11 protein-coding genes are annotated in these 11972 nt (G+C 60.2%); 3 read left to right on the forward strand and 8 right to left on the reverse strand.

Features of this window, described 5'->3' with window-relative positions; genetic code table 11:
- Window positions 1-232: 232 nt before the first annotated feature.
- From BF99_RS0108745 to BF99_RS0108785, 7 genes are all read right to left on the reverse strand, one after another.
- Window positions 233-571 carry a YegP family protein gene (locus BF99_RS0108745; protein WP_025770560.1) on the reverse strand — a complete coding sequence of 113 codons (339 nt, stop codon included), beginning with the start codon at window positions 569-571 and terminating at the stop codon, window positions 233-235.
- Between the two features lie 47 nt (window positions 572-618).
- A complete protein-coding gene (locus tag BF99_RS0108750; protein WP_025770561.1) occupies window positions 619-1350 on the reverse strand; it encodes a haloacid dehalogenase type II in 732 nt (243 codons plus the stop codon).
- 51 nt (window positions 1351-1401) lie between these two features.
- Complete coding sequence (locus BF99_RS0108755) at window positions 1402-2301, reverse strand: ABC transporter permease (protein ID WP_025770562.1); 900 nt, start codon at window positions 2299-2301, stop codon at window positions 1402-1404.
- 24 nt (window positions 2302-2325) lie between these two features.
- Complete coding sequence (locus tag BF99_RS0108760; RefSeq protein WP_025770563.1) at window positions 2326-3297, reverse strand: ABC transporter permease; 972 nt, start codon at window positions 3295-3297, stop codon at window positions 2326-2328.
- A gap of 150 nt (window positions 3298-3447) precedes the next feature.
- On the reverse strand, window positions 3448-5103 hold the full coding sequence (locus BF99_RS21935) for an ABC transporter substrate-binding protein (protein WP_051482844.1): 1656 nt from the start codon (window positions 5101-5103) through the stop codon (window positions 3448-3450).
- A 218-nt stretch (window positions 5104-5321) separates the two neighbouring features.
- Complete coding sequence (locus tag BF99_RS20570; RefSeq protein ID WP_051482845.1) at window positions 5322-6362, reverse strand: ABC transporter ATP-binding protein; 1041 nt, start codon at window positions 6360-6362, stop codon at window positions 5322-5324.
- On the reverse strand, window positions 6359-7360 hold the full coding sequence (locus tag BF99_RS0108785; protein ID WP_025770566.1) for an ABC transporter ATP-binding protein: 1002 nt from the start codon (window positions 7358-7360) through the stop codon (window positions 6359-6361). The genes BF99_RS20570 and BF99_RS0108785 overlap by 4 nt, the downstream gene beginning before the upstream one ends.
- 497 nt (window positions 7361-7857) lie before the next feature.
- Here BF99_RS0108785 and sauS point away from each other — a divergent pair, with 497 nt between their 5' ends.
- The 3 genes from sauS to BF99_RS0108815 all read left to right on the forward strand — a co-directional run bounded on the left by sauS (window position 7858) and on the right by BF99_RS0108815 (window position 11430).
- Entirely contained in the window at window positions 7858-9303 is a 1446-nt protein-coding gene (sauS, locus tag BF99_RS0108800) for an acylating sulfoacetaldehyde dehydrogenase (protein WP_025770568.1), read from the forward strand.
- Between the two features lie 106 nt (window positions 9304-9409).
- Window positions 9410-10564: a succinate--CoA ligase subunit beta gene (locus tag BF99_RS0108810; RefSeq protein WP_025770569.1), complete on the forward strand. Its 1155-nt coding sequence runs from the start codon at window positions 9410-9412 to the stop codon at window positions 10562-10564.
- On the forward strand, window positions 10561-11430 hold the full coding sequence (locus BF99_RS0108815) for a succinate--CoA ligase subunit alpha (RefSeq protein WP_025770570.1): 870 nt from the start codon (window positions 10561-10563) through the stop codon (window positions 11428-11430). Before BF99_RS0108810 ends, BF99_RS0108815 begins: the two co-directional genes overlap by 4 nt.
- A gap of 17 nt (window positions 11431-11447) precedes the next feature.
- On the opposite strand, the gene BF99_RS0108820 is transcribed toward BF99_RS0108815, so the two are convergent.
- Window positions 11448-11957 carry a YbaK/EbsC family protein gene (locus BF99_RS0108820; RefSeq protein ID WP_025770571.1) on the reverse strand — a complete coding sequence of 170 codons (510 nt, stop codon included), beginning with the start codon at window positions 11955-11957 and terminating at the stop codon, window positions 11448-11450.
- Between the last annotated feature and the right edge of the window lie 15 nt (window positions 11958-11972).

Raw genomic sequence — 11972 nt, forward strand, 5'->3', positions numbered from 1 at the left:
CTTGCCATGCAAGCGATATCGAGGATCGAGGCAAGGGGCGAACGCAACGAGCGCCTATCGTTCGATCGCGAAAGCGATGGATCGGATGGGGCCGCATTCAAAGGACCGTTCCGCCTTGATCGACAACAACGCCTCGATCGGATCACTCGATGCTCGATGCATGTTGTCCGGTGTCGGAGGGCGGGCTATCCTCCCATCGCCCGCCTCCCGATCACTCGCTTCGAACTTCGCTTCAACTCTTGGTTTGATCGTCGAGCGTGGCATCCGGGGCGTATTTGGCCACGCTTTTCATCCCGTTTTTATAACCGGAATCCGATGCGTAGGATTGGCTGGTTCCGATCACCTGCTTGTTCTTCGCCGTCAGCTTGAAAGTCTTTTTTCCCGAATCCGAGGTCGATGACTCGAAGCGAGCCGGATCTTGCGAGTTCTTTCTTACCGATTCGATGCCTTTGAGGGCGCTCGATCTCGTTTTATAGCCCTCGCTGGCCAAGATGTTCTGCCCGTTGACGGCCTTGAGCCGGAAACGAAATTCACCGGCTTTGTCTTTGTAGAGTTCGAATTTTCCCGGCATGATCGTTCCTCCTGTGGTTTTTTTCGAAAAACGCTCGATAACGCAACCTATGGAACAGGTTGCGCTTGATCGATTTTCTTCGCAAGTTCGATGAAATCCTCGGCGATGAAATCGAAATCGTGCTCAGGTTCGATATCCTTCGTTTGGTGGGGTCCGTATTCGCTCCGGCGAGGGACGAAAGCGGTGCGCATTCCATGGGCTGCGGCATGCACCAGATCATCGTTGTGGGCGGCGACCATCACCGTTTCCCCGGGCAGGAGACCAAGACATGCGCATGTCGATAAATAGGCTTGGGGCATGGGCTTGTAGGCACGGGCGACCTCCGCTCCCAAGATCGCATCCCATGGCAGATTGGCCCTTTTCGCCATATTCACCAGCAGCGCGATATTGCCGTTGGAGCAGGTGGCGATGATATGCCGCTTTCGCATCGAGAGCAGCCCGGCGACGCTATCGGGCCACGGATCGAGGCGATGCCAAGCACGATTGAAATCATCGATCCCCCGATCGTCGAGACCGTGGATGCCGAAGCGCTCGAGAAGAACGCACAGGCTTTCTCGGTGCAAGACATCGAGGGGAGTCCATTGACGCTCCCCCGAACGCACCCGCTCCATCGATGGCTGGTACATCTTGCGCCAAGCATCGGCGAAGGACTCCCAATCCACCTCGATCCCGAGCCGTTCCCCCAGCGCCTTGCCTTGGCGAACGATACCGGATCGCCAATCGACGACGGTGCCGAAAACATCGAATACCAAGGCCCGGATCGGGATCGTTCGATTCATGCCTCATTACCTCTTTCAAGACCCCTTTCGAGCGATCGCGAAAAGATATCCTCAACGAGAACGCAACTTCGGATCCAGAAGATCCCGCAGTGCATCCCCGAAAAGATTGAAACCGAATACCGCAAGGGTGATCGCCAACCCCGGGAAGATCGAGAGCCACGGAGCGCTTTCGAGAAATTCCTCCGCCCCCCCTTTGAGCATCAAACCCCATGCCGGGGTCGGATCCTGCACCCCCATTCCGAGATAGGAAAGCACCGCTTCGAGCAGGATCGCCTGACCCACGAAGTAGGTGAGCATGATCAAAAAAGGCGCCATGACATTGGGGGCCATGTGGCGCAGGATGATTCGGGCATGACTGAATCCGAGCGCCCGAGCGGCATCGACATAGGGAATTTCACGCAGCGCCAGAGCGCTCGAACGCACGACCCGCGCGCATTGGGGGATGAAGGGGACGGTGATGGCGATGATTACGTTTTGAACCCCGGGACCCAAGGTCGCGACCACCGCCAGCGCCATGATGACCAAGGGAAAGGCGAGGAAAATATCGACGATCCGCTGCACCACGAGATCGAAGATGCCGCCGAAATAGGCGCTCGCCACCCCGAGCACGAGACCCAAGGTGGCGCCCAAGGAGGCGGCCACCAATCCGATGAACAGTGCGGTGCGGGCCCCGTAAAGAACACGGGTGAGGATGTCGCGGCCGAATTCGTCGGTACCCATCAAGTGAGCGCCGTCGGGGGAGGAGAGCATGTTCTCCAAGGAATTGGCCACCGGATCGTAGGGGGTCAAGAAACCTGCGAAAGCGGCGGCGAAGCACATGACCACGACCACGATGCCCCCGGCGGCGCCCAAGGGCTGGCGCCGACACAGGCTCCGGATCCGGGTGATGAGCGCCGGCTTGTCGATCGGATCGTCGATTTTGCCCAAGGCGACGGTGGATTGGCCGGTCATGATCGCTTCCCCTCGTCATTACTATCAGCTGTAGCGGATGCGCGGATCCAACCAAGCATAGAGAAGGTCCACGACCAGATTCGTCACCACGAAGATCAGCACCACCAGCATCACGAGGTGCTGGGTCAATGCGAAATCCTGATTCCCGATCGCGTCCACGAAGAGCTTGCCCAATCCGTTGAGATTGAAGACCTGCTCGGTCACCACCAGCCCCCCCATCAGGAAGGCGAATTCGATGGCGATGATCGTCACCACCGGCAGCAGGGCATTCTTGAAGGCATGACGATTGACGACCACCCGCTCCCTCAAACCCTTGGCCCTGGCGGTGCGCACATAATCCTCCCGCAATACCTCGAGCATCGCCGAGCGGGTCATGCGGGTCGCCACCGCCGAATAGCGATAGCCGGTGGCCAGCGCAGGCCAGATCAGCTGCGTGAGATTTCCCCAAAGATCGTCGAAAGGAGAGACATAGTTGATCGGGGGCATCCACCCGACCCCGAACAGGGCTTGGCTGACCACCAACAGCCCCAAGATGACCATGATGCCGAGCCAGAAAGAAGGAATGCCGATCCCCACGATACTGAAGGCCCGCACCAGATAGTCGACCCATGTATTTTGTTTGATCGCCGATAGGATGCCCAGCGGCACCGCGATCATCACCGCCACCAAGGTCGACATGATCGCCAGCTGCAAGGTGAGTTTGAAACGCACCCGGATCTCGTCCACCACCGGCTGGCCAGTCCACATTGAGGTGCCGAGATCGCCGGTGAAATAGCCGCCGACGAAGTCGATGAACTGCTCGTGGAGGGGGTCGTCCAAGCCGAGATTCTTGCGGCAGATATCGATATCCTCTTGCGAGGCATAAAGACCGCTGCCGGCCAAGCGCACCTCGCAGACATCGCCGGGAAGCAATCGCAGGAGGAAAAAGACGAGCACCGCCGCCCCGATCAGCGTCGGGATCATCAGCAGAACGCGTTTGAGGATATATTGATACATCCTAAGAGCGCCTCGGGATGCTTGCACTGGCCATCGTCGAGATCATGCTCGATCGGCGCCGTGCTTCGAAAAGTGCCCGCAGATGGAGATCGACCCTCGCGCGCCGCCCGGCAAAGGGCGAGCGCGCGAGGGTCGATTCGGCCTCGATCATCACAGCAGCGATGGATCTATCCAAACATTGTCGAGCTGCTGATTGATGTAATGGCTCGGAGCGATCTTCCATCCCTTGACGTACGAGCGATGGGGGTTGATCTTGTACCACCACAGCGTAACACCGAGATGCGCCATCTCGTCCAGCGCCCGCTTTTCGTAAAGGCGCATCAAACGGCGCTGCTCCCCCTCGTCCCCGGCACGCTCCAAATCGGCGTAGATCTTCTCGAGCACCGGATCGTCGTACTGACCGTAGTTGCTGCCGGAGCTGCCCAGGAATTTGGTGACATCGGCGATGGGGTTGATCACCGATTGACAGTTGAAGTCGATGGAAACATCGAAATCGTAGGAGTTGCGCAAGGCGGCGTAGAACTGCGGAGTCGGACGCACCCTTTGCTCGGTCTTGATGCCCACCTTCGCCCACTGGTCGATCAACCACGTGCCGACCACCTTATAGGGCTGATCGACATCGCGATTGTTGAGATCGATGACCAGATCCGTCGCTCCCGCATCCTCGAGCAATTGTCGGGCCTCGGCGCGAGAGGCTTCCAGATCGGGACGATAGCCTGCGATCTCTTCCAACTCGTCTCGGGTGGCGGCCAAGGGATGACCCGGAAAGGCCACGCCCCCCACCGTCTTGACGATCGCGATCCGGGAGAGGTATTTCGAGCCGCCCCAGCGATCCACCGCCAGCGTCAGCGCCCGCCGCACCCTCGGATCCTCGATGAACTTGCGCTTGTGATTGGGGGTGAACAAGAGCACGCAGTTCCAATCGCTCTCTTGCACCGTCAGCTTGTCTCCGAGCGCTGCGACCAGATCGTCCCGCGCCTTGGGCGGAAATCCACGAAACTCGATCCCGGCCCGATTGCCGCGGATCGCCTGGATACGCACCGACATCTTCTTGGCGATGATGGCCTTGAAGCCGTCGAGGTAGGGCTGCCCCTCGTGGAAGTAATCGTCGTTGCGAACCCCGTCGACGAAGGCCCCCGGCTGGTGCTGAACGAAGCGGAAGGGTCCGCTGCCGTTGACATTCTTCTCATGCCAGGCAAAGCCGTGCTCTTCCAAATCCTTCTTGCTGTAGATCCAATTGAAGGGGGTGGCCAGCGAGGGCAGGAATGCCCCCGAGGGGAATTTCAGGTTGAAAACGATGGTGGTATCGTCGGTGGCCTCGAAGGATTCGACCATGCTGAAGAAGGATTTGCGCGCGCTCGGCACTCCCTCGGGGGGATTGATGATCTTCTCGTAGGTGGCCTCGATATCGTGCGCGGTCAGCGGCGTTCCGTCGTGAAACTTGACCCCTTCGCGAATCTCGAAGGTATAGGTCTTGCCGCCGTTGGTCGGTGCCGGAACATCCCCGACGCAGAGATCGCAAACGAAATCCGTCGATTGGGGATTATCCGGATCGACCCGGATCAGCAGGCTGTAAAAGGGGGCGTAAGGGTGAACGACGGAGTAGCTGGTCTCTTTGTGGCCGTCCTTCGAAGGGGCCTCTCCGGCCACCACGAAGTCGAGAACGCCGCCGCGCTGGATCTCCTCTTGCGCTTGGGCGAGGTGGCCGAAACCGACTGCGAGCGCCATTCCGAGCAGCCAAGGAGCGGTGCGAGACGCAAGCCCCGAGCCCTTCGCCGACGGATCGGATTCATATCCTTTTTTCATCTTCGCTCCTCCTCGTGGGGCGGGTGATGGATCTTCTTCTCCAAGCAGTGCTTTTGCATTGCCGCACTTTTATGTTATGTCGTTCTTTTGTACCGCTCGTTCTTCGCCCTTCGTTCTTAACCTCCCTATCGGCGAGGCGATTCGCCTCGATCGGCTCTCGATCGATCCTCGAACGACTGCGCCCGAGGATCCTCGTTTCGCAAATATCCCCTTCGTTCTCAAGACACCTGGGTGCACGCCACCCAATGGCCGGGACGAAGTTCGCGCAATTCCGGCTCGGAGCGCGAGCACCCCTCCACCGCCAACTGACAGCGCGGATGAAACACGCAGCCCGGCGGCGGATTCATCGGGCTCGGCACCTCGCCTTTGAGGGTTTGATGGGCCCTCTTGGCCTCGACCACGGGATCGGGAATCGGCACCGCCGAGAGCAAGGCCTTGGTGTAGGGATGCATCGGATTGCCGAACAGTTCTTTCGAGTCGGCGAGCTCGACGATCTTGCCCAAGTACATCACCGCCACCCGATTGCATAGATGATGAACAACGCTTAAGTCGTGGGCGATGAAAAGATAGGTGAGATCGAATTCATGGCGCAGGTCTTCGAGCAAATTGATGACCTGAGCCTGGATCGAGACATCGAGGGCGGAGACCGCTTCGTCACAGACGATGAATTCGGGGTTGAGAGACAAAGCGCGGGCGATACCCACCCGCTGCCGTTGGCCGCCGCTCATCTCATGCGGATAGCGGTCGGCGAATTTCTCCGGCAATCCGCAGATCTCCAACAACTCCGCGATCCGCCGCCGCCTTCTCGAAGGATTCGACTCGATGCCGTGGATGCGCATCGGCTCGTCGAGCATCGTCCCGATCTTCATGCGAGGATTCAGCGAACTGTAAGGGTCTTGAAAGATGACCTGAATTTTTCGCCGCCACGCGATCAGTTCCTGATCCGGCAGCTCTTCCAAGTTGACCCCGTCGAAAACGATCTCGCCCGAGGTGGGTCGCTCCAACTGCAGCACGCAGCGCCCGGTCGTGGTCTTGCCGCAACCGGACTCGCCGACCAACCCCAGCGTTTCCCCCTTGCGAATGCTGAAGCTGACCCCGTCGACCGCCTTTACTTGACCGACGGCGCGCTGAAAGACGACCCCTTCGACGACCGGAAAATGTTTTTTGAGATCCCTGACTTCGAGCAGGGATTCACCCGCCACCGGCTCATGAGGGGGCGAATGTTCGAAAGCAGTGGAGGCATGGGTAGGAGCGTTCATACCGCAAGGGACTCCTTATCGGCCAACGCACGGTGATTGAAACAGGCCGCGATCTGGCCTTCGCCGACATTCTCGAGCGCAGGCGTCGACCGCTCGCAACGATCCTCGGCCCAAGCGCAACGCGGTCTGTAGGGGCATCCCTCGCCGAGCCGGGTCAAATCCGGCGGTTGACCCTCGATCGGCTGCAGGCGCTTCCCCCGCGCCATATCCATGCGCGGTACGGATTTCAACAAGCCGATGGTATAGGGGTGTCGCGGGCGGTGGTAGATCTGCTCCGCGGTACCGGTCTCCACGATCTTTCCCGCATACATCACGATCACCCGCTCGGCGTAGCGCGCCACCACCCCGAGATTGTGGGTGATGATGATCAGCGCCACTCCCATCTGATGCGTCAGTGTACGCATCAATTCGAGGATTTGGGCCTGGATGGTGACATCGAGAGCGGTGGTGGGCTCGTCGGCGATGATCAACCGCGGCCGACACGAGAGCGCCAAGGCGATCATCACCCGCTGGCGCATGCCGCCGCTGAAATGATGCGGGTATTGCCGAAGGCGTCGCTCGGCCTCGCCGATGCCGACCATCTCGAGCAACTCGATCGCCCGGCGATCCGCCGCCGCCTGATCGAGGCCCAAGTGCAGCATCATCGTCTCCGTCAGTTGGAGGCCGATGGTCAGCACCGGATTGAGCGAGGTCATCGGCTCTTGAAAGACCATCGAGATCTGGCCGCCTCGGATATGGCGGATCCGATCGTCGTCCATGCTCAGCAGATCCTCGCCCGCAAAGAGGATACGGCTGCCTTCGACGATCTCGCCCGGGGGCTTGGGGATCAGGCGCAGGATCGACATCGCCCCCACCGATTTGCCGCAACCGGATTCGCCGACGATGGCGACGGTCTCCCCCTCGCTGACATCGTAGCTGATCCCGTCGACCGCGCGAACGACCCCCTCGGTGGTGTGGAAGCGGGTGTGCAGGTCTTGAACTTCAAGCAGTTTGGACAAAGGATCGACTCCTAGGCAAAACACTTCGCAACTTGCCAATACAGCCTTGCGAATCCGATCTTGCGAGTCCGAATTTGCGAATCCGAATTTGCGAGTACAAAGGGCAAGTGCGCGAAGATTCGAAAACCCGATACATCACATCGACCGACTCCGCCCGGCTTTTGGCATGCAAATCCTCGGCTTTCGCTCGATCGTTCTTGGGCTCCATACCCCCCCACGCTCGCCGTCTTCGTTCCGGCCCTTGGGCCTTATCGCCGTCTTCGCTTTTGGGAATCATGGCCGATTATGCGACACTTGGCGCTATGGGGGGAATAAAAAGCGCTTGGTACCGAAAAAGCGATCCGAAGGCTTTCGATTCTCCTTTGGCGCGCACACCTTGTAGCGCGCACATCTTGCGCATATCGGGCATCTTCGCTTTCGATGATGACCCGTCAACGATAATCCCGTCAAAGACAACCCGGTCAACGACAACCTCGTGAACTGCAAGGACGATAGCGATGAGCCCAACCGCCGAAGCGATCCAAAACGAATCTTACGCGCAAGACGAACGCAATCCGGAAGCGATCGTCGATGCCCTTGTCCGATGCGGGCGCAAGGCGATGGAATCTTTCGCCGATGCCGATCAGGCCCGGGTCGACGAAGCCGTCACCGCCATCGCATGGTCGCTCTACAAACCCGAAAACGCGAAATCCCTGGCCAAGATGGCGGTCATGGATACCGGCTTGGGCAACGAAGCGGACAAGGTCATCAAGAATCAGCGCAAGACCTTCGGCACCTTGCGGGATCTGATGCGGGTGAAGAGCGTCGGCATCATCGAACAATCCCCCGAACTCGGCATCGTGAAGTATGCCAAACCGGTCGGAGTGGTGGGGGCGGTGACCCCCTCCACCAATCCCTCGGCGACCCCCGTCAACAAGGCGATGATGGCGCTCAAAGGACGCAACGCGATCATCGTCGCCCCCTCTCCGGCGGGGCTGGCGACCACCACCCGCACGGTGGATCTGATGCGCGATGCCTTAGGCAGAATCGGCGCCCCCGAAGATCTGATACAGATCCTGCCCGCCCCGGTGGATAAAGCCCTCACCCGAGCGTTGATGGCCGCTTGCGATCTGGTCGTGGTCACCGGCTCGCAAAATAACGTGCGCAGCGCCTATCGCAGCGGCACCCCGGCGATCGGCGTCGGTGCGGGCAACGTACCGGTGATCATCGATTCGAGCGCGGATCTCGCCCTCGCCGCCGAGAAGATCCGCAACTCCAAATGCTTCGACAACGCCACCTCGTGCTCGTCGGAAAACGCCCTGATCATCATCGATGATGTCTACGATGCGGCCATCGAGGCCTTGAAGAGCGTCGGGGGTTATCTGGCGGATGCGCAAGAAAAAGAGGCGATCCGAAAAACCCTGTGGATCGACGGCCGCCTCAACCGCCGGGTGATCGCCAGAGATATCGATATCCTCGCCGCCGAATGCGGCCTCGGCGACAAGGCCGACAACGTGCGTTTCTTGATGGTCGAAGAAAGCGGAACGGGAGCGGACCATCCCTTTTCCGACGAGAAACTCTCCCTCGTATTGACCATCTATCGAGTGCCGGATTTCGACGGCGCCGTCGACAAAGTACGCGCGATCATGGACTTCAAAGGACGCGGGCATTCGGTCGGCATCCATACCCGCAACCTCGAGCGCGCCCGTCGCCTTGCCGAAGCGCTCGATACCGCCCGCGTCCTCGTCAATATGGCGCATACCTTCGGCAACGGCGGGGGCTTCGAAAGCGGGCTGAACTTCACCCTCTCGATGGGCTGCGGGACTTGGCAAGGCAACAGCATCAGCGAGAATCTGAACTATCGTCACTTTCTCAACATCACTTGGCTTGCCACGCCGATCCCCGAGGATCGACCGAGCGAGGAGGATCTCTTCGCCGCTCACTGGCAAAAATACGGCAAATGATCCGATAACGAGGGGTTTCAACGGAGGATCCCTTCGAATGCTCGACGATCATCGACGATCATCGGCAATCCCCCGTTGAAAAGCCCTTTATTAGAGACCACCTCCCATGAACTTCGAAGAACATGCGGCAAAACCGCTATTGCACCGAGCGGGAATTCCGACCCCGAAAGGGGGTCTGGCCCATAGCGCAAGCGATGCGCGAGAAATCGCCGATGGATTGGGAAAGGTGGTTGTAAAAGCCCAAGTGCCCACCGGAAAGCGCGGCAAGGCCGGCGGCATCCGCAGCGCCGACACCCCCTCTGAGGCCTTCGACGCCGCGCAGGCGATCATCGAGATGGAGATCGCCGGATACGAAGTGACCTCGGTATGGGTGGAGGAGCGCTTGGCATCGACGGCGGAGTTCTACGCTGCGGTCTTGAACGACGCCCCCTCGCGCTCGCCGATGGTGATCTTCTCTTTCGAGGGCGGGATGGATATCGAAGAGGTCGCAGCCTCGATGCCGGATCGCCTGCGGCGGGTCGTCGTCGATATCCGTCATGGCTTCGGGCAACAAGAAGCGCTCGCGCTGCTCGATGGCTTGCCTGGCGCCCACCGAGAAAAAGAGGGATCTCCTGGCATCGACAAAGAGGCCCTCGCCGATATCCTCGCTCGCCTGTACCGCGCCTTTCGCGACAACGATGCCGAGCTGCTCGAGATCAACCCCTTGGCCCAGCTCGCCGATGCGAGTTTCGCGGCCTTGGACTGCAAGTTCGTCCTCGACGATTCCGCCATCGTCCGGCGTCGGGATCTCGCCGAACACGGCCGTTCGGAACAACTCACCGGACTCGAGGCCCGCGCCCGAGAAGCGGGGCTTCGCTATATCGAGCTTTCAGGGGATATCGGGGTGATCGCCAACGGTGCGGGATTGACCATGACCACCATGGACGTGATCGCCCGTCACGGCGGCGAGCCCGCCAACTTTCTCGAAATCGGCGGCGATTCCTATATCCACGCCCGACCGGCGCTCGAACTGCTGCTCGACAACCCCCGCGTGCGATCTCTGGTGGTCAATTTCTGCGGGGCCTTCGCCCGCACCGACGTGATGACCCAAGGGATCGTCGAGGCTTGGAAAGCCCTCGGTCCCTCCTTGCCGATTTTCTTTTGCGTGCACGGAACCGGCTCGAAGGAAGCCCGGGCGATGCTTCGCGAGGATTTGGGGATCGAACCCTTCGAAACCATGGACGAGGCCATCATCGCCGCCATCGCAGGAGCGAAATCATGATCGTGCGGGCATCCGAGCGGGTTCTGATTCAAGGGATCACCGGTCGACAAGGCACATTTTGGACCGAGCGAATGCAAGCGTACGGAACCCGCATCGTCGCCGGGGTCAACCCCAAGAAGGCGGGCACCGTCCACTGCGGCGTGCCGGTCTATGCAAACGCCGGCCAAGCGATGCGAGAAACCGGTTTCGAGGTCTCGGTGCTCTTCATCCCCGCCCTGGGAGTCAAGGCCGCGGCGGTGGATGCCATCGAGGCCGGCTGCAAACGCTTGGTCATCCTGACCGAACATGTCCCGGTGCATGATGTGATGGAGTTGCTCGCCGCCGCCAAGGCCAACGATGCTTGCGTCGTCGGCCCCAATACCGCCGGATTGGTGACCCCCGGGGAATGCTTCACCGGGTTCATGCCCGCCTTCGAGCGCGATATCTTTCGCCCGGGCTCGATCGGGGTGATCTCGCGCAGCGGAAGCCTCGGCACCTTGATCTGCCTCAATCTCGTCCAAGCGGGATTCGGGGAATCCGCCTTTGTCGGCATCGGCGGGGATCCGATCATCGGCACCACCACTTTGGATGCGCTGCGGATCCTCGATGCCGATCCCGGTACGCAAGCGGTGGCGTTGGTCGGCGAGATCGGCGGCACGATGGAAGAGGATGCCGCCGAATACATCGCGGGAATGAAAAAGCCGGTGGTCGCCTTCATCGCCGGCGGCGCTTCCCCGCCGGGCAAGAAAATGGGGCATGCCGGGGCCATCGTGATCGGGAACCGGGGGAGCCATGCCTCGAAACGCAAGGCCTTGGAGGCCGCAAGGGCAGTGGTGATCCAATCCCCTTCCGATATCGGACCGGCGATGCGAGAGGCGATCGGCTGAAAAGCGAAACGGTGCCCTCATTCATCCTTGAGATCGATCGCTTTGGCACCGCTCGCCTTTTGCAACGCCGACGGTTCGATCGAAAAAAGACTGAAAGGATCCCCCGCCGCCGCCCAAATACGATCGAAGCGGAACAGATCCTCGTCCATAAAACGATCGAAAGCGGTGATATGCCCCAAAGGCGGCACTCCCCCGATCGCGTATCCGGTCTTCGCTCGCACGAAGTCGGCATCGGCGCGAACGAGGGCGCCGACAACGGGCTCGGCGCCGGTGCGCCTATCCTCGCTCGCAAGGGCGGCCAAGAGTTTTTCGGGATCGAGTCGGTTATCCCCACTCATCACCGCCATCACCGCCCGATCACCGAGCCTGAAAACCAGCGATTTGGCGATACGACCCAAAGGACAACCCACCGCCGTCGCCGCCTCGTTCGCCGTGCGCACCGAATCGGATAGGGTGATGATCTCGCAATCGAGCGCCTTTGCGGCCATGGCCGCGCGAAAGCGATCGAGGCCTTTGATCTTTGCCATGCCAAAACTCTCCCT

This window comes from Thioalkalivibrio sp. HK1, assembly GCA_000583135.1.
Taxonomy (GTDB): Bacteria; Pseudomonadota; Gammaproteobacteria; order HK1; family HK1; genus HK1.

Excerpts from the sequence above, each read along its gene's own strand:
- BF99_RS0108745 (WP_025770560.1), bottom strand. The coding sequence starts at position 571 with ATGCCGGGAAAATTCGAACTCTACAAAGACAAAGCCGGTGAATTTCGT.
- BF99_RS0108820 (WP_025770571.1), bottom strand. The coding sequence starts at position 11,957 with ATGGCAAAGATCAAAGGCCTCGATCGCTTTCGCGCGGCCATGGCCGCA.
- BF99_RS0108750 (WP_025770561.1), bottom strand. The coding sequence starts at position 1,350 with ATGAATCGAACGATCCCGATCCGGGCCTTGGTATTCGATGTTTTCGGC.
- BF99_RS20570 (WP_051482845.1), bottom strand. The coding sequence starts at position 6,362 with ATGAACGCTCCTACCCATGCCTCCACTGCTTTCGAACATTCGCCCCCT.
- BF99_RS0108810 (WP_025770569.1), top strand. The coding sequence starts at position 9,410 with ATGAACTTCGAAGAACATGCGGCAAAACCGCTATTGCACCGAGCGGGA.
- BF99_RS0108760 (WP_025770563.1), bottom strand. The coding sequence starts at position 3,297 with ATGTATCAATATATCCTCAAACGCGTTCTGCTGATGATCCCGACGCTG.
- BF99_RS0108815 (WP_025770570.1), top strand. The coding sequence starts at position 10,561 with ATGATCGTGCGGGCATCCGAGCGGGTTCTGATTCAAGGGATCACCGGT.
- BF99_RS0108755 (WP_025770562.1), bottom strand. The coding sequence starts at position 2,301 with ATGACCGGCCAATCCACCGTCGCCTTGGGCAAAATCGACGATCCGATC.
- sauS (WP_025770568.1), top strand. The coding sequence starts at position 7,858 with ATGAGCCCAACCGCCGAAGCGATCCAAAACGAATCTTACGCGCAAGAC.
- BF99_RS21935 (WP_051482844.1), bottom strand. The coding sequence starts at position 5,103 with ATGAAAAAAGGATATGAATCCGATCCGTCGGCGAAGGGCTCGGGGCTT.